The 17,955-nt window shown below is 68.3% G+C and carries 18 protein-coding genes; 17 read left to right on the plus strand and 1 reads right to left on the minus strand.

What is annotated here, in order from left to right:
* Positions 1–61: 61 nt before the first annotated feature.
* Complete coding sequence (locus YM304_RS03305) at positions 62–784, minus strand: adenosylcobinamide amidohydrolase (protein ID WP_051071297.1); 723 nt, start codon at positions 782–784, stop codon at positions 62–64.
* Between the two features lie 464 nt (positions 785–1,248).
* On the opposite strand from YM304_RS03305, the gene YM304_RS03310 reads away from it, so the two are divergent.
* From YM304_RS03310 to YM304_RS03390, 17 genes are all read left to right on the plus strand, one after another.
* Positions 1,249–2,487: an MFS transporter gene (locus tag YM304_RS03310; protein ID WP_015440221.1), complete on the plus strand. Its 1,239-nt coding sequence runs from the start codon at positions 1,249–1,251 to the stop codon at positions 2,485–2,487.
* A gap of 129 nt (positions 2,488–2,616) precedes the next feature.
* Positions 2,617–3,204, plus strand: a complete 588-nt coding sequence (locus tag YM304_RS03315; RefSeq protein WP_197536921.1) for an isochorismatase family protein — start codon at positions 2,617–2,619, stop codon at positions 3,202–3,204.
* On the plus strand, positions 3,204–4,085 hold the full coding sequence (locus YM304_RS03320) for a dimethylarginine dimethylaminohydrolase family protein (RefSeq protein ID WP_051071298.1): 882 nt from the start codon (positions 3,204–3,206) through the stop codon (positions 4,083–4,085). The genes YM304_RS03315 and YM304_RS03320 overlap by 1 nt, the downstream gene beginning before the upstream one ends.
* A gap of 133 nt (positions 4,086–4,218) precedes the next feature.
* Positions 4,219–4,953, plus strand: a complete 735-nt coding sequence (locus YM304_RS03325; protein WP_015440224.1) for a sulfite exporter TauE/SafE family protein — start codon at positions 4,219–4,221, stop codon at positions 4,951–4,953.
* A gap of 86 nt (positions 4,954–5,039) precedes the next feature.
* Positions 5,040–6,095, plus strand: a complete 1,056-nt coding sequence (locus YM304_RS03330) for an acetamidase/formamidase family protein (RefSeq protein ID WP_015440225.1) — start codon at positions 5,040–5,042, stop codon at positions 6,093–6,095.
* Between the two features lie 36 nt (positions 6,096–6,131).
* The gene (locus YM304_RS03335; protein ID WP_015440226.1) at positions 6,132–6,443 is read left to right on the plus strand and encodes an urease subunit gamma; all 312 of its coding nucleotides are present in this window, start codon (positions 6,132–6,134) and stop codon (positions 6,441–6,443) included.
* Positions 6,440–6,760, plus strand: coding sequence for an urease subunit beta (locus YM304_RS03340; protein ID WP_015440227.1), 321 nt, complete (start codon positions 6,440–6,442; stop codon positions 6,758–6,760). The genes YM304_RS03335 and YM304_RS03340 overlap by 4 nt, the downstream gene beginning before the upstream one ends.
* The gene (locus YM304_RS03345; RefSeq protein ID WP_015440228.1) at positions 6,757–8,475 is read left to right on the plus strand and encodes an urease subunit alpha; all 1,719 of its coding nucleotides are present in this window, start codon (positions 6,757–6,759) and stop codon (positions 8,473–8,475) included. The genes YM304_RS03340 and YM304_RS03345 overlap by 4 nt, the downstream gene beginning before the upstream one ends.
* Before the next feature lie 73 nt (positions 8,476–8,548).
* Positions 8,549–9,220, plus strand: coding sequence for an urease accessory protein UreF (locus YM304_RS03350; protein WP_015440229.1), 672 nt, complete (start codon positions 8,549–8,551; stop codon positions 9,218–9,220).
* A gap of 10 nt (positions 9,221–9,230) precedes the next feature.
* The gene (ureG, locus tag YM304_RS03355; protein WP_015440230.1) at positions 9,231–9,911 is read left to right on the plus strand and encodes an urease accessory protein UreG; all 681 of its coding nucleotides are present in this window, start codon (positions 9,231–9,233) and stop codon (positions 9,909–9,911) included.
* Positions 9,908–10,642: an urease accessory protein UreD gene (locus YM304_RS21885; protein ID WP_015440231.1), complete on the plus strand. Its 735-nt coding sequence runs from the start codon at positions 9,908–9,910 to the stop codon at positions 10,640–10,642. Before ureG ends, YM304_RS21885 begins: the two co-directional genes overlap by 4 nt.
* 50 nt (positions 10,643–10,692) lie before the next feature.
* Complete coding sequence (locus tag YM304_RS21890) at positions 10,693–11,505, plus strand: hypothetical protein (protein WP_015440232.1); 813 nt, start codon at positions 10,693–10,695, stop codon at positions 11,503–11,505.
* 57 nt (positions 11,506–11,562) lie between these two features.
* Positions 11,563–12,600 carry an LLM class F420-dependent oxidoreductase gene (locus YM304_RS03370; RefSeq protein ID WP_015440233.1) on the plus strand — a complete coding sequence of 346 codons (1,038 nt, stop codon included), beginning with the start codon at positions 11,563–11,565 and terminating at the stop codon, positions 12,598–12,600.
* Positions 12,601–12,871: 271 nt separating this feature from the next.
* Positions 12,872–13,339, plus strand: coding sequence for a type II secretion system protein (locus YM304_RS03375; protein WP_015440234.1), 468 nt, complete (start codon positions 12,872–12,874; stop codon positions 13,337–13,339).
* Complete coding sequence (locus tag YM304_RS03380) at positions 13,329–15,317, plus strand: prepilin-type N-terminal cleavage/methylation domain-containing protein (RefSeq protein WP_083908193.1); 1,989 nt, start codon at positions 13,329–13,331, stop codon at positions 15,315–15,317. Before YM304_RS03375 ends, YM304_RS03380 begins: the two co-directional genes overlap by 11 nt.
* Positions 15,293–17,506: a fibronectin type III domain-containing protein gene (locus YM304_RS03385; RefSeq protein WP_015440236.1), complete on the plus strand. Its 2,214-nt coding sequence runs from the start codon at positions 15,293–15,295 to the stop codon at positions 17,504–17,506. Before YM304_RS03380 ends, YM304_RS03385 begins: the two co-directional genes overlap by 25 nt.
* Positions 17,507–17,609: 103 nt before the next feature.
* Entirely contained in the window at positions 17,610–17,954 is a 345-nt protein-coding gene (locus YM304_RS03390) for a hypothetical protein (RefSeq protein WP_015440237.1), read from the plus strand.
* Position 17,955 lies beyond the last annotated feature (1 nt).

Consider the following 17,955-nt stretch of genomic DNA (forward strand, 5'->3'; position numbering starts at 1 on the left):
GCGATGAGGCTCGTTGCCAGTGATGAGGCTCGTCGCCAGTGATCAAGCTCGTTGCCGGTGATCAGGCTCGTTGGGCGGTGATGCCGGCAGTCGTGGCGTCGTAGACCGCGAGGGCGAGGCGCGATCCCCACGTCGACAGCGGCCCACCGAACTGCTCGGCCGGCCCGTCGGGCGCGCACACGATCGCCACCGCATCGCTCGCAGTCCCGGTCCCGTCGACCCCGGCATCGAGCAGCGCCTGCACCTTCGCCTCGGTCGCGGTCGAGACTGCATTGACCAGCGCAGCATCGGTCAGCCGAGTGGGGAGTGACACGATCAGGTTGATCGTGCCGGGCCGACGGGCGGTGGCGACCTCGGGTCTGAACTCGGCATCGGCCGGCGATCGGCGCGCGTCCGGTCGGGGCTCGTCGCGTCGGGCCGACGGGTCGGCAGCCCACACCGGACGGCTCACGCCGACGGTCGCGCAGGCAACCGCTCCATCGACGTCGGCCGTCTGGAATGCGCTGACGGCGACCGCCGTCATCATGGCGAGGCCTCGACCCTGCAACCCGAGGCGGTCGGAGGTGTCGAGAAGATGCTGGTCGGGGTCGTAGCGCGAGTAGTCGTCGTCGACGGTCATGTTGAGCGCCCACGACACCGAACCGATGCCGCCGCCCACGATCGACGAACTGATCCCGCGCCGTACGGACGCGAAGCGCCACACGAGGCAGAGTCCGGGAGCGCCTGGCGACCCGTCGATCTCGAGCACCTCGGGCAGGGCGATGGGGATCGCGTCGTCGTCCACCCGAGCAGTCTGCGCTTCGCACCCGGCCGCTCCACCCGAAACTCACCGAGCCCTGCACCCGGCACCGACACGAACACTGAACACTGAGCTGCCAGGCACCGAGTCGCCGAGACGGCGAGCACCCTGACGCCGCGCACCGAACGCTCAGATGCCGAGCACCGAGACGCCGAGCATCGAGACGCTGAGACGCCGAGAACTGAGCACCGGGATACCGGGATGTCGAGCACCGAACGCTCAGATGCCGAGCATCGAGCATCGAGCATCGAGCATCGAGCACCGGGACGCCGAGAACTGAGCGTCGGGATGCCGAGCACCGGGACGCCGAGACGACGGGCACCGAGACGCGAGCATCGAGCGCTCAGATGCCGAGAACGAGAACGGAGCACCGAGAACGGCGCGCCGGGGCGCCGAGCGGACAACCGACCGATCGTCAGGCGGGCCGAGTCGGTACCGTCCGATGCTGGATGGTCGAGACACTGGGAGCGCGAGCCGAGCGGGTCGGAGAACGGCGCGCGTGGCCGATCGTCGCCATCGCGACGATGTGCAGCGCGTTCCCCGCGTTTCTGACCGGTGCGCTCGGCGTGCAGTTGCGCGACGACGTCGGCCTCTCGGCCACGCAGGTCGGATTGGCGATGGGCACGTCGTTCACGTTCGCCGCCGTGCTGTCGGCGCCGATGGGACGTCTCGCCGAACGCCTCGGCCCGCGCCGCGCGTTCCGGATCGGTGTGTCGACGTCGGCACTGTCGATGCTCCTGATCGCCGCATGCGCCCGCAGCTTCTGGCAGTTCTGCCTCCTGCTCGCGCTGGCCGGTATGGCCAACGCACTCAATCAACCGTCGGCCAACCTGATGCTCAGCACGCACATCAGCGCTCGACGACTCGGCTTCGCCCTCGCCACCAAACAGTCGGGCATGCCTGCGGCAGCGCTGTTGGGCGGCGCCGCCGTGCCGGCGATCGCGCTGACCCTGGGCTGGCAGTGGGCCTACGTCGTCGCCGCGGGCATCGCCATCGTCGCGGCTGCTGCTCTTCCGGCCGACACCGCCGCTCGGCGAGCGATCACGTCCACCAGGACCACGGCGCCGCGAGCCGAAGCCGGTCGTCCCGACCTCGGTACGAAGCTGTTGGCGCTCTATGCCGTTGTCGGATTCCTCGGGGCCACCAACGCCGGCGCGATGGTCGGCTTCATCACGAGCGGCGCCGAAGCGTCGGGCGTGAGTCCGGGTGCCGCCGGCCTCGTCCTCAGCCTCGGTTCGCTGGTCGGCGTCATCAGCCGACTCGTGCAGGGCCTCGAAGTCGACCGACGCGGCATCCTGCCGATTCAACGCCTCGTGTGGCTCTACGGCCTCGGCGGCCTCGGCGTGCTGGTGCTCGCCGTCGACGTGCCGCTCACCTACGCGATCGCACCGATTCCGGCGTTCGCGTTCGGCTGGGCGTGGCCGGGGCTGTTCAACCTGTCGGTCATGCGCAACAACCCGTCGGCGCCTGCGGCGGCGACCGGCATCAGCCAGGTCGGCGTGTTCGCCGGCGCGGCGCTCGGCCCGGCACTCGGTGGCGTCATCATCGACAACGGCAGCTACCGAGCGCTCTGGATCTTCGGCGCGGTCACCCTCCTGACCGGTTCGGCGCTGGCGATGTATCTCCGGTCGAGAATTCGTGCCAACCGGATCTCGACCGAAGCGGCGATCGCCGACTCGCCGGGCTGACCGGGCAGACTCTCCGATGATGAATCGAGCAGGTGATCGAGTCGAGCAAGGCGCCGTGATCGGCGCCGGGTGCAGCGCCGTGAATCGAGCCGTGTCGTGATCCCGCGGTTCGGACCCGACACTTGTCTGTTGCTGATCGATGTTCAGCAGGGCGTCGACGTCCTCGAACACTGGGGCGGCCCGACCGGCCGACGCAACAACCCCGATGCCGAGTCCGTGATGGCCTCGCTGCTCGACGAGTGGCGCGCCGCAGGTCGCACCGTCGCGTTCACCCGGCACGACTCCCGCGAGGCCGACTCTCCGCTTAAGTTCTCGCTGCCGACCGGCGCGCAGAAACCGGGCTTCGAACCGCTCGACGGCGACATCGTGATCGACAAAGACGTCAACAGCGGCTGGGTCGGCACGCAGCTCGAACTCCAGTTGCGTCGCCACGGCATCAACCGACTCGTCGTCGTCGGCTTCTTCACCAACATGTGCGTCGAGACCACGGTGCGCATGGCGGGCAACATGGGCTACGACACCTACCTGGTGCCCGACGGGTGCGCCACGACCAACCGCGTCGGACCCGACGGCGTCGACCACGACCCGGAGACGGTGCACCAACTCAGCGTCGCCAGCCTCCACGGCGAGTTCTGCACGGCGCTCTCACCGAGCGACGCCAGCGCGCTGATCCACCACGACATCGACCACATCGACCGAGTACAGGGGAACGAGTGATGAACACGACGAGCGACTTCGGCGTCGCCACGATGAGCGGCACGCTGCGCAAGGTCGGCATGCGTCGGCCCGGAGCAATCCTCACGGCCGACTCCGACACGTGGCACTACGCCAAGCCGATCGATGCCGGTGCGCTGCAACAGCAGTACGACGCGTTCGCCGAACTCGTCGCAGCGTCGGGCGCGGAGATCCACTGGCTCCCCGATGCCGACGACGACGGGCTGGCCGACTCGGTCTTCACCTACGACGCATCGTTCGTCGTCGGAGCGGGCGCGGTGATCCTGCGACCCGGTAAGGACCTGCGTCAGGCCGAAGCCGCACTCCACGCAGACTTCTACGAGTCGATCGGCATGCCGATCCTGGGCACGATCGACGCACCGGGCACCATCGAAGGTGGCGACTGCTTCTTCCTCGACGCGTCGACCATCGCGGTCGGGCGAGGCGTGCGCACCAACCAGGCGGGCATCGACCAGCTCGCCGCCATCGTCGAGCCGACCGGCATCACCGTCGAGGCGTACGACCTGCCGTACCTCCACGGCCCCGACGCTTGCCTCCACCTGATGTCGGTGATCAGTCCGCTCGACCACGACCTCGCGCTCGTCCACGCGCCGCTCGTCCCGTACGCGCTGTACGAGCGGATGGAGTCGCTCGGCTACACCCTGTTGCACGCTCCCGAGCACGAGTTCGACGCCAGCCTCGGGCTGAACCTCAACGTCCTCGCCACCGGCCCGCGCCAGCTGATCGCGATCGAGGGCTTTCCGGGCACCGTCGAACTGATGCGTTCGGCCGGGTGCACCGTCGAGGTGTTCACCGCCGACGAACTCTGCATCCCGTGCGAAGGTGGACCCACCTGTCTCACCCGCCCGCTGCTGCGCGACTGAGTCGTCGACGTCGGGGGTGTGATCGATGACGCACCCGATCTGCTGCGGTTCGGTGATGGTGGTCGTGTTCGGGCAGTAGCATCCCGAATGGTCTGACCATCAGCCCAATCGTGGACGACAGGAGCACAACAGCATGACGATGTGGGAAGCGTTGCTGCTCGTCGTCGGCGGCTTGGCCGCCGGGATCATCAACACGATGGCCGGTGGCGGCTCGGCGCTGACCGTGCCGCTACTCGTGCTCGCCGGGGTGCCCGGCAACCAGGCCAACGGCTCGAACCGCGTCGGTGTGCTCACCGCCAGCGGAGCAGCGGTCGCCGCCTTCCGCCGTTCGGGCGTCGACGGCCTCACCGGTGCCACACCCGTGCTGGCGCCGACCGTCGTCGGGTCGTTGATCGGCTCGTTCGGCATCAGCCAGATCGCCGACGACACGTTCGAGACGATCTTCGGCTATCTGCTCATCCCGATCATCATCCTCACGATCTTCAAACCCAAGCCCGCCGAAGGCACCGAACCCTGGTCGGTGCTGGTGACGATGGCCGTCTTCTTCTGTATCGGGCTGTACGGCGGCGCGTTCCAAGCGGGCGTCGGCCTCGTGATGTTGGCGGCACTCACCCGGGCCGGTTTCGACCTCGTCACCGCCAACAGCGTCAAGGTGCTGATCAACCTGATCGTCACCGTCATCGCCTTGCCGGTGTTCATCCTGCAGGGGAACGTCGTGTGGGCGCCGGCGCTCGTGCTCGCCGCAGGCTTCCTCGCCGGTGGTTGGTTCGGAGCGAAGCTCGCGGTCAAGGGCGGCGAGAAGCTGGTGCGTATCTTCATGATCGGCGCCGCGCTGTACCTCGCCGGTCGCCTCATCGGCATCTGGTGAGGCCGGCCGAGCGGGTCGGCCCGCTCATGGAATCGTGACGATGTCGAAATCCTCCGTTCACGAAGTGGTCTTATGGTCAGACCATCATGAACACGAGGTTGAACGCCACACCCAACACCTGTTTCTGGGGCTATCTCGACGCGTCCGAGGCTCCGGTCCTCCAGGTCGAGTCGGGTGACACCATCACGATCGAAGCGGTCACCCATCACTCCGGTGATGCGCCCGATCTGCTGATGGACGAGGGCGTCAAAGCGATCTGGGACGGCATCGCCCCCGAGACCAGAACGCCCGGCGTGCACATCATGACCGGCCCGATCGAGGTCGCCGGCGCCAAGCCTGGCGACACGCTCCGCGTCGATCTGCTGTCGATGACGCCACGCATGCCATACGGCTCGAACTGTGCAGCGAACTGGGGCCTGTTCCACAACAAGTTCCAGAAGGAACGCATCACGATCTACGAACTCGTCGATCCCGACCCGGCGGGAGGGTTTCCGACCACCGCCCGCCCGATGTTCGGTTTCGACTTCACCGCCATGGAGTTGTACGACCTGCCCGGCGTGATCTCCGAACCCGACCCGTCGCAGCGCCAACCGTTCGGGCGCGCCGTCGAAGTGCCGGTGCGTCCGCACCTCGGCGTGATGGGCGTGGCACCCGAAGGCGGCCGCGTCAGCAGCATCCCGCCGGGCGTGTTCGGCGGCAACGTCGACAACTGGCGCTTCGGACCCGGAGCGTCGGTGCACTATCCCGTGTTCCACGAAGGCGCCGGCTTCTACGTCGGCGACCCCCACTTCGCGCAGGGCGACGGCGAGATCTGCGGCACCGCGATCGAAGCGTCGCTCGACGTCACGTTGCGCCTCTCGGTCGTCGACGACGTCAAGGCGGAGGCTCCGCTCCTGCGCACCGACACGCAGTGGATCACCCACGGCTTCGGTGACGGTGTCGACGGACTCGGCAACGCGATGGCGATGGCCGCCGAACAGATGCTCAAGATGATGGTCGACCGCGGCGGTTTCACGATGGACGAGGCGTACTCCCTCGCGTCGGTCGCCATCGACCTCGGCATCACGCAGGTCGTCGACGGCATCGTCGGCTGCCACGCGGCGGTCGACCACTCGATTCTCGAAGTCTCCGCAGGGCGATAGCGCACGACCGGTCGCGATGGCGCGAAACTCACCTCGATGCATCTCACACCGCACGAACAGGAGCGACTGCTCGTCCACGTCGCTGCCGACGTCGCCCGCGCCCGTCAGGCGCGAGGGCTCAAGCTGAATCACCCCGAGGCGGTGGCCATCCTCACCGACTGGGTGCTCGAAGCGGCCCGCGACGGTCGCACCGTGGTCGACGTGATGGAGGCGGGGCGCCACGTGCTCACCCGCGACGACGTGATGGACGGCATCGCCGAGATGCTCGCCGACGTCCAAGTGGAGGCGACGTTCCCCGACGGCACCAAGCTCGTCACCCTGCACCACCCGATCGGACCCGCGTCGTGATCCCCGGTGAGATCGCCGGCCCCGACGAACCGGTCGAGATCAACGCAGGCCGTGCCGTGCTGACCTTGCGCGTCGAGAACGGTGGCGACCGTCCGATCCAGGTCGGGTCGCACTATCACTTCGCCGAAGCGAACCCGGCGCTCATCTTCGATCGCGACGCCGCTCGCGGTCATCGCCTCGGAGTTCCGGCCGGAACCGCCATCCGATTCGAGCCGGGCATCGCCACCGACGTCGACCTCGTCCCGCTCGTTGGTGAGCGGATCGTCCCCGGTCTGCGCGGCGACGTGCGCGGCCCACTCGACGGGAACCAGTCATGAGCTTCATCGACCGATCGCGCTACCGGAACCTCTACGGCCCGACCACCGGCGACCGCATTCGCCTCGCCGACACCGACCTGTGGATCGAGGTCACCGCCGACCACTGCGCCGGTGGCGACGAGGTCGTGTTCGGCGGCGGCAAGGTCATCCGTGAATCGATGGGGCAGTCGACGCGCACCAGCGCCGACGGCGCGCCCGATCTGGTCATCACCGGCGCGGTCATCCTCGATCACTGGGGCGTCGTCAAGGCCGACGTCGGCGTGAAGAACGGTCGAATCGTCGGCATCGGCAAGGCCGGCAACCCCGACACGATGGACGGCGTCGACCCGGCGCTCGTGATCGGCCCGTCGACCGAGATCCTCGCCGGCAACGGCCGGATCCTCACCGCCGGCGCCATCGACTGCCACGTCCACCTCATCTCCCCGACGCTCCTCGACGAAGCGCTCACCTCCGGCATCACCACGATCATCGGCGGCGGCACCGGGCCGGCCGAAGGCACCAAAGCGACCACCGTCAGCGGATCGTGGTGGCTCGAACGCATGCTCGAAGCGCTCGATCACTGGCCGATCAACGTCGCCCTGCTCGGCAAGGGCAACACCGTCGAACCCGCGGCGATGTGGGAACAACTGCGCTCGGGAGCGGCCGGCTTCAAGCTGCACGAGGACTGGGGCACCACGCCGGCGGCGATCGACGCGTGCCTCACCGTCGCCGATGCGTCGGGGGTCCAGGTCGCCATCCACACCGACACGCTCAACGAGGCGGGCTACGTCGAGAGCACGCTGGCGGCGATCGCCGGACGTTCGATCCACACGTTCCACACCGAGGGTGCGGGGGGTGGCCACGCCCCCGACATCATGACCGTCGCCTCGCACGCGAACGTGCTGCCGTCGTCGACCAACCCGACGCGGCCCCACACGATCAACACCGTGGCCGAGCACCTCGACATGTTGATGGTGTGCCACCACCTCAACCCGTCGGTGCCCGAAGACCTCGCCTTCGCCGAGAGTCGCATCCGCCCGTCGACCATCGCCGCCGAAGACATCCTCCACGACATGGGAGCGATCTCGATGATCGGCTCCGACTCGCAGGCGATGGGACGCATCGGCGAAGTCGTGCTCCGCACCTGGCAGACCGCCCACGTCATGAAAGCTCGACGCGGAGCGCTGACGATCGGCGACGAGCGCGACGGGCCTGCCGACAACCTGCGCGCTCGGCGCTACGTGTCGAAGTACACGATCTGCCCGGCCGTGGCCCACGGGCTCGCCGGCGAGGTGGGCTCCGTCGAAGTCGGCAAGCTCGCCGACCTCGTGCTCTACGACCCGGCGTTCTTCGGTGTTCGGCCGCACGTCGTGGTCAAGGGCGGCATGATCGCCTGGGCGCAGATGGGCGATGCCAACGCGTCGATCCCCACGCCACAGCCGCAGCTGCCGCGACCGATGTTCGGCGCCGCCCCCGGTGTCGCTCCGGGCCTGTCGCTCGCCTGGGTGTCGAACACCGCGCTCGACGATGGGCTTCCCGACCGGTTGAACGTGCGCCGCCCGCTCGTGCCGATCGCCGACACGCGCAGCATCGGCAAGCCCGACATGACCCTCAACGACGCGACGCCCGACATCGACATCGATGCCGACACGTTCGCGGTGCGCCTCGACGGCGAGTTGATCACCGAGTCGCCGGCCGAGTCGCTGCCCATGGCCCAGCGCTACTTCCTCTACTGATCGTGCTCACCGACCCGAGCGTCCGCACGAGACCCGGCGCGGCGAGACCCGACTCCACGAAACCAGCCCGGCGATGAACTCGGCACTGCTGATGCTCGTCGACGGTCGGTTCCCGGCGGGCGGGCACACCAACTCGGCCGGGGTCGAGGCCGCCGTGCGGATCGGCGACATCGGCGACGGCGCCACCCTCGAGCGATACCTGCTCGGGCGTCTCGCCACGACCGGCGTGGTCGACGCCGCGTTCTCCGCACACGTGGCCGGGCTGGTTGCGCCCTCGATCGCCGACCTCGAACTGGTCGATGCCGAGTACTCGGCACGCGTCCCCTCGCCGCGGCTACGCGAGGCGAGTCACAAGTTCGGACGCCAACTGTTGCGTGCCGGACGCGGCATCTGGGCGAGCCCGACGCTCGACGCGATCGACGCTCGAGACCGCGCGACGCATCAAGCCGTCGTGCTCGGCGCCCTGTGCGCCGCGGCGGGAGCATCGCCGGCCGATGCCGCGCTGCTCGCGTTCCACCACCTGTCGGCAGCGGTCACCTCCGCGGCGATCCGTCTGCTCGGACTCGACCCGATGGAAGCCGCGGCGATCCAAGCTCGAGCGGGACATCGCGCCGACCGTTGGGCCGCCGACGCCGACCAGTGGGTACGTTCGACCCCCGCCCAGCTCCCAGCGTGCGGCGGCTCCCTCACCGAGATCCTGGCCGAAGACCACGGGCGCTGGGACGCCCGACTGTTCGTCGCCTGAAACGAGACCCATGCCTCCGCACGACATCCCCCACGACCTCTTCGACAACGCGCGCGCCCCGAGCCGACCCGAGTCGGGAACCGGCCGCCGCGCGCTGCGCGTCGGCATCGGCGGCCCGGTCGGTTCGGGCAAGACCACGCTCGTCGGTTCGCTCTGCGCGCTGCTCCGTGACGAGCTCTCGATGGTGGTGGTCACCAACGACATCTTCACGTCGGAAGACGCCGACGCGTTGCGCGCCGCCGCGGTGCTGCCGACCGAGCGCATCGTGGCGGTCGAGACCGGCTGCTGCCCACACACGGCGATCCGTGACGACATCGCCGCGAACCTCGACGCGGTCGAAGCGCTCGAACAACTCCACGGCGACGTCGACCTGTCGCTCGTCGAGTCGGGCGGCGACAACCTGACCGCCATCTTCAGTCGTGGTCTCGTCGACGTGCAGATCTTCGTCCTCGACACCGCGGGCGGCGACGACGTGCCCCGCAAGGGAGGGCCCGGCGTCGCCATGGCCGACCTGCTGGTGATCAACAAGGTCGACCTCGCGCCCTACGTCGGCGCCGACGTCGACCGGATGTTGAGCGACGCCCGAGAGCGACGCGACGATCGTCCGGTCCTGCCCACGTCGTTGGTCGATCAGTCGGGCGCCCGAGGCGTCGCTGACTGGATCACCACCCAGATCAGTGCCCGGAGGTGATCGCCCACGGCACCATCGTCGTCGCTGCCGACGCCGACACGGGGCGAGCGCACCTGCAGCGCGCCGAGGGTGACCCGCCGTTCAGCATCAGACGATGCGGTGAGCGCGTGCTCATCGCCGCGTCCGCGGCTGCCCCCGTCGGTGGCGACGAGTTGTCGCTCGACATCGGTGTGCTCGACGGCGCCGTCGCCGACATCGGCACGGTCGCGTCGACGATCGTCCTTCCCGGCCCGACGGGTGCCTCGTCGTCGATGACCACCCGGTGCGAGGTCGGCGCCGACGCACACCTCGACTGGATCGGTGAACCCACCGTGTCGGTCGTGGGGTCCGACCACGAGGTCGTCACCTCGGTCGACCTCGCTGCCTCGTCGACCTGTCGGATCGTGGAGGAGGTGTCACTCGGTCGGACCGGCGAGCCGTCGGGGCGATTGCGCTTGGTGCTCCGGGTCGTCCGCGACGCAGCGACGGTCGTCCACCACGACGAGTCGTTCGGCCCCGACGTGCCGGGAGCCGGAAGCGTCGTGTCGGTCGGCACCGCGCGCCACGTGCTGTCGGCGGTGCTCGTGGGCGTCGACGCCGGCCCATCGCGTTCCTCGATCTCCGACGACTGTCGTGTCGCGTGGCTGCCGGTGTCGCCCGACGTGGCGGTGGTGCTCGCCGTCGGCACCGACCGGCCATCGGTTCGGGCGGCGGTCGAACGCGTCGCGCCCGAAGTGATCGCACCGCGCTGACGGCTGAAATTCCGGGCCGGCGGCGGGGTGGATTCTCTATCGTCGCGATCATGAAGCCGTTCAACGCCCGTCGCTCGCACCGAGTTCGCAACGCCGTGATCGTGGCCACGCTCGCCCTCACGGCGGCCGCGTGTGGCTCCGACGACGACGGAGACGTGTTGAGCGGGGGCGGCGGCGCCACATCGGCGACATCGAGCACCACGACCGAGGTCGAGGAGTCGACCGACACCGTCGATGCCAGTACGACCACGACGATCGGCGGCGGCGCCGCGACCACCGATCCGACGACGACGACCTCCACCACCACCACGACCACGACGACGTCCACCACCACCACGACCACCACGACCACGACGGTGCCGCCCGCGCCAGGCGAGTGTCTGATCGGTACCTGGAGCCTGCGCAGCCAGGAATTTCTCGACGAGATCGCAGCGGCGATCCCGCCAGAGATGACCGGCGGTGCCGCCGTCGACTGGAAGTACGTGTCGGGTGAGTACCTGATCACCATGAACGCCGACGGCACGTCCCGCGGACAACGGCTGGCCTGGACGCACCGCCTGTCGACGCCGCAGGGAGCGCTCGTCACCACCATCGACAGCGACGACCCCGGTACGTACACGGTCGACGGCAACGCGATCACAGTGCTCGACTCGGCGAGCGAAGCCACCGTCAAGCTCCAGATCGAGATCGGCGGCGTGCTGCAAGACCTGCCGATCGGCGGAACCCAGACCGTCGGCACCGACGCGATCAGCGGTTCGGGCACCTTCGAGTGCGCCGGCGACGTCCTGTCGATCACGGTGACCGACCTCCCCGATGCGCCACCAGGCGGCATCACCGTCACGCTCGATCGCGCCGCCGGCTGACCCACGTCGCCCGACGCTCGTTCGGCGCGATCAGTCGAGACCCCCTACGGTCTCGTCATGAAGCTCAGTACGACGATCGGATTCAACGGAGACCCGCAGAAGCTCGCGAGCCACGCTCGCGATCTCGAGTCGGCCGGCATCGACATGGTGTGGGGCGGGGAGATCTACGGCTACGACCTGGTGTCGACGCTCGCCTACCTCGCGGGTCAGACCACCACCCTCGAACTGATGACCGGCATCCTGCCGATCTACTCGCGTTCACCGGCGCTCATCGCGCAGACCGCAGCCACACTCGACGCGCTGTCGGGTGGACGCTTCATCCTCGGGCTCGGGTCGTCGGGCGCACAGGTCATCGAAGGCTGGCACGGCGTGCCGTTCGAGAAGCCACTCGGCCGCACCCGCGACACCATCGAGATCTGCCGCAAGGTGTGGTCGGGTGACAAGGTCAGCCACGACGGCACGGCGTACAGCCTTCCGCTGCCCGACGGGCAGGGCACCGGTTTGGGCAAAGCGCTCAAGTTCGTCGGTCGCCCACCCGAGCGAGACATCCCGATCGTCATCGCCTCGATCGGCCCGAAGAACGTCGAGATGACCGCCGAGCTCGCCAACGGATGGCAGCCGATCCACTTCGTCCCCGATCGTTTCGAACAGGTCTGGGGTGAGTCGCTCGCCGCCGGTGCCGCCAAACGGTCTGACGACCTGCCGCCGCTCGAGATCATCGCAGGCGGCGTGGTCGCCCTCGGCGACGGGCCGCACGTCGAAGCTGCCCGAGAAGCAGCTCGCGCGCACATCGCCTTCTACGTGGGCGGCATGGGCGCCAAGAACAAGAACTACTACAACGACCTCTTCAAGCGATATGGCTGGGAGGAGGAGGCCGAGCAGGTACAAGACCTCTTCCTGTCGGGCAAGCGTGCCGAGGCCACCGCAGCAATTCCCGACGAGTACCTCGACCTCTCGATGCTCTGCGGCGACGAAGGCCAGGTCCGCGAGCGCATCGCCGTCTACAAGGAGGTCGGCGTGACCCGCCTCAACATCGATCCGGCCGGAGAGAATCCGTTGGAGACGATCGAGAAGATCAAGGCCTGGGCCGAGTAGATCGCACTGCAACCGCGCTCCTTCGAGCGCTGCCACATCGTCAAGTTTCTTGAGCCGACCGGCCGATCTGACGCGTTCTGGCGCGCCCCGCCGAGTGATTTGACACGCGCTTGACGCGCGGCCGCGAGCCTTGACACAGCCGTTTGCTCGCTCTGACCCCGGCCCGTCGGCACCGCTTCATACTGGGGTTCGTTCCTCTACGTGGTCGTCGTAACGATCACCGTGGTCGGCAGAAAGAACGGCGGGCGAGATGACAGCGGACAGACGAAGCATGGGCGGCGAGACGCCCTCGGCGGCACACGAGCAACGCAGCGAGCACGATCGCGGCTCGACTCTGCTCGAGATCGTCATCTCGATCGTGCTGCTCGGCACCATCGTCGCCTCGCTGGTGACCGCGGTGCTCACGATGGTCCGGGCCTCGTCGACCGTGTACGAGGCGGCCCGCGTCGAAACGGTGCTGCTGAACGCCGGTGACCAGGTCGACCGCTCCCGCCAACAGTGCAACTACGACACCGTGGTGCAGGCTGCGGCGCTCGCCGAAGGCTGGCCGGCCGAACAGATCACCGTCTCGGTCGAGGTCCTCCAGGCCAACACCGGAGACGAGTCGGCCGACTGGGCCCCGCAGGACTGCGGCACGACGCTCGAACCGTTCGACGTGCAGCGCCTGACCATCTCCGCCACCCATCCGACGCAAGCGATCACACGAACCCTCATGGTGGTGAAGAGCGATGTCAACTGAATCCCTCCCGAAGACCCGTCTGCAGCGTCGCCGCGACGCCGGCATGACGCTGCCCGAGTTGCTGATCGTCATCACGATGATGGGCGTCCTCTCCGCCGTCATCGGCACGGCGATCGTCACCACGTTCCGCGTGTCGCGCAGCACCGAAGGCCGGGTCAACGTCGCCCGAGCCGAACAGAACATCGACGTCTGGCTGCCCGCCGACCTGGCGTCGACCGACGTCACCGACCTGACCCTGCCGGCGGTCGACACCTCGCCGACGGCGACGCCGTGCGGCAATTGCGGCAGCATCGACCTGTCGGGATCCAACGCGCTGCAACTCGCCTGGACGACGCAGATCGCCGGTGCGAGCGCCGGTGACGCGCCGATCGAGATCGTCACCCGGGTGCAGTACCAGTACATCCGCGTCGGTGACGAGTGGCAGATCCAGCGCATCGAGTGCGTCGGTTCCGAGCCGTGCCGGATGAACGTCGTGCTGCACGATCTGGACGGGCCGCCGGACCCGAGCGCCTACGCCGACGTCGCCCCGACCTGGGTGTTCGACGTCGCCGCACCCGACTCGAACCCGGACCTCTCCGACACAGCCCGCCGTGTCGTCGTCACCATCAACGGTGGCGGCGAGTCCGCCGGTGCCGGTGGCGGCGAGAACACCGTCAGCCTGACCGCTGGCGGTCGCACCACCGACGAGATCGCCGCCGACGACTTCATCGTCCCGTCGTTCGTCCGGGCTCGCTCCCGCTGCGGCGGCCCGATCTCGCTGCTCGTCGACACGTCGGGCTCCATCCCCACGAACGACCTCAACAACGTGGTCGAGCCTGGCGTGCAGGCGTTCATCAACGCCTTCCGCGACACACCGACCCAGATCCAGGTCATCGAGTTCGGCGATCACGCTCGGCCGATGGGCCCCGGCAACGACTGGCACAAGTACGTCGACATGACCGACGAAGCCGCCGTCGATGCACTGGTCGCCGAAGTCACCAAGCTCAGCGACCGCCGTGCCGGTGCTCGCACCAACTGGGAAGACCCGTTCTTCCGGGCGCTCAAGAACGCCGACGGCACCGCTGCACTGCAAGCGTCGAACCGCATCGTGTTCTTCACCGACGGCGTGCCGACCGTGCACCGCCGGATGGATCCGGAGTCGGGCAAGCCAGCCGATCAGTTCTACACCGGCACGCAAGTCGACTACAACGCCGGCAAGTACGACCCGAGCAAGTGGACGGCGATCTACAACCAGACCGCCGTCACCAAGTTCAACCAGGAGTCGTTCGACCGCACCGACGCGCTGCTCGACGCCAACCGCGGCATCGACCTGATCTTCGTCGGCGTCGGCAACGGGCTGCAGAGCGTCGACCGCAAGTGGATCCAGAACCGCCAGGCCTACACCGACCCGAGCGCCGACCCGGCGCCCGTCGTCAACCGTGCCGGCAAGGACATCCTCACCGAGCTGCTCGCCAACGCGCCGAGCGGCCAGGTGCCGGCCGTGCAGTCGGGTGGCGAATACACCAACGCCGAGGTGGCGAACTACTACGAGCAGTCGAACTTCAACGCCGCCAACTTCGCTGCAGCCATGCGAGCGGCTGCGCTCAAGGATTGCGGTGGCACGCTCACCCTCCAGACGCGCCTCGCCGACGGAACGCCCGTCTCCGACGAGTTCGTCTACGAGAACAGCGAGTTCCGCGACGACGACGGTGTCGTGATCGGGTCGGAGGTCCGACGCGTGACCACGTCGAGCACGTTCAAGACCGGCACGTTCGACTTCGAGATCCCGAGCGACACCGAGTACTTCGATGTCGACATCGTCCCGCAGGAACTCCAGACGCAAGCCGGATACACCCCGGTCGGCTGGTCGTGTCGCGCAGGAGCCGATCCACGGGTCCCCGAAGCGGTGATCGACGTTCCCGACTCGGCGTACGACGGCATCACGGTTCGCGTGAGACCCAACGAAGCGGTGTCGTGCATCCTCGAGGTGACGACGTGAGCGCCGCCCCGACGGTCGTCGTCGACCCGATCACAGCGAACGTCCGTGCATCCGACGCACCCGGCGCGCCGGGCGGTCACGACGACCGCGGCGCGATCCTCGTGCTCGTCCTCCTCGCCGGTGTGATCGCCACGCTGTTCGTCCTGCCGATGCTCTACTACGTGTCGACGGTGACGAAGGCCAACAGCGTCCCGACCGACAAGGCCGAGGCGGTCGAACTCTCCGAGGGTGGCGTCTGGGTCGCATTGAGCCATCAGGCCGATCTGTACGACATGTGCACCGGCGGCGAACTGCCGAGTTCGCTCGGTGACGTGACCACGACCTGCGACGTGATCGCCACCGAGACACTGCGCGACGCGGCAGCGATGCCGTTCCACGTCGCCACCGTCCAAGCCGACGCGGCGATCCCCGCCGAGGTCACGGTGCCCAACCCGTACGCGAACCCGAACACCGCGGCGAACCCGGCAGCGTGGCTCGGCACCCCCGACTGGGCCTCGTCGCCCACCGCCGGCACGGTGTGGCTGCCGCAACTCCCGGTGCGTGCGGCGAGCGGCGGCGGTGCTCGAGACGTGTCGATGCTGCCCGGAGCGCAAGATCCCAACTACTCGTCGTGTCGCGTGTTCTTCCCCGGCACGTTCACCTCCCCGATCGAGATCTCGGGCCCGACGTACTTCACGTCCGGCGTCTACTACTTCACGCAGCCGATCGTCCTGAAGAGCGGTGCCGACGTCGTGGTCGGCAACGGCGCCGAAGTCGGCTGCACCAACGATCCCGAAGCGATCGCCGGCGCCAACCCGCTGCCCAACCCGCTCAACATGAGCGGCCTCGGCGGCACGTTCGTGTTCGGCGATGCCGCCCGCATCGAGATCGACGACGACGGCTCCGACGACATCCGCTTCGTGATGAACCAGCGGTACGTGTCCGACGAGGAGACCGGCGTCGCCGCGTCGTCGAACGTCTCGATCGTGTCGGTCAACGGCACCCATGCACCGTTCGCCGCCGGTGAAGCCCTCGGCGACGATCTGTCGGTCGCCGGCGTGATCCACGTTCCCGCCTCGACGATCGGAGTCGACGGTGACCCGCTCGCCGCCGACGAGGGCTACGTCCCGTCACGGCTCAGTCCGAAGCCCAGCCCGCCGTCGGCTCCGGTCGTGACCTCGTCCGTCAGCCATCAGCGCGATCGGTCGGGCAACGGCGGACCTGCGAACCGGGGCCGGCTCACGGTGTTCTGGGATGCTCCCGCCGACAACGGGTCGCCCATCACCGGCTACACCGCCACCGACTCCGTGTCGGGTCGGAGCTGTTCACCGGCGGTTCGACCGGGCTACGAGATCCAGACCTCCTGCACGATCACGGGTCTCACCAACCAGTCATCGGCGTCGGGCCTCCACCCGATCGTCACGGTGACGGCCAGCAACGCGGCCGGTACCTCGGCTCCGTCGGAGGCGTTCGACGCCGACCGGATCGATCTCGGCGGGAACGATCAGGTGCCGAGCGCCGACGTGCCCGGCAAGCCCGACAACCAGGCTGCCGCGAACCACAGCGACGGCATCGCCGTGAGCTGGGACGCACCCGGCGACGACGGTGGCAGCCCCATCACCGGTTACCGCGTCACCGCCACCGACCAACTGCTCGGCGGCACGCTCACCTGCGACGCCTGGTGGAACGAGACCATGTGTGTCCTGCCCGGCACCGGACTGGTTCCGGGCCTCTACGACATCGAGATCGTGGCACTGCAGAGCGAGGGTGCCCCCGCCGTCGAGTACGTCGGCGACGCCCGTGACATCGACGACCATCTGTACGCCCTGGGCGCGATGGCAGCCCCCGACACCACACCGACGTTGCCGCCGTCCGAACGCACCGCCATCCTCGATTTCACCGTCGAGCACAATGCCGAGGTCACGGTCTCCATCGCCGGCTACGTCTCCGTCCCGCAGGGGCGCATCGCCCTGAGCTCGGCGTCGCCGGCCGATTCGAAGATCGCGTTGACCGGAGGAGTGATCGCGGGCGAGATCGACGTCGACCCCGCCGCCGTGCCGACGCTCGACATCCGATTCGACAACCCGATCGCTCAGAAGCGGATCCGCATCGTGAGTGTCGCCGACCGTGACTACACGGCGACGTCGACCGCAGTGGTGCAGGTCAACAAGTCGGGATCCATGGCCATCAACTCCTGGATCGTGCAGTGATCGCATCGGTCTCAGCGGGCCGCTCGGCCAAAGAATGTGCCGGCTTGCAGGTCTTTTGTGTGGATTCTCTCAACTTCTGTCCAAACCGGCCGAAGAACCAAGCATGAGTACCGAAGGTGCAGTGGCAAGCGTCGAGACCGAGAACGTCTCGGTCGGCCCAGGGACGATTCTCGTGAGCCGGACCGGGCAGATCAAGATCCTCCGGTCGCGGAACAAGGCCGACGATGGCTGGAACTGCGCCGATGGTGCGGGCATCGACGATGCCGATGCCGCCCGCCCCGAACTGTGGCGGGCCTACACACCTGAGCAACTCGCTGCCGACCTGGCGTTGGCCGCCGACCTCAACGAAGTGCGCGGTCACCGCGTGCTCGGCGGTGGCCTCGCGACCTGGGATGCCTGCTCCGGGCGCCCGTGCGTCCTCCCGAAGCTCGCCAAGCTCGTCAACTGAC

Origin of the sequence: Ilumatobacter coccineus YM16-304 (assembly GCF_000348785.1) — a bacterium.
In the GTDB taxonomy this organism is placed as follows: Bacteria; Actinomycetota; Acidimicrobiia; order Acidimicrobiales; family Ilumatobacteraceae; genus Ilumatobacter_A; species Ilumatobacter_A coccineus.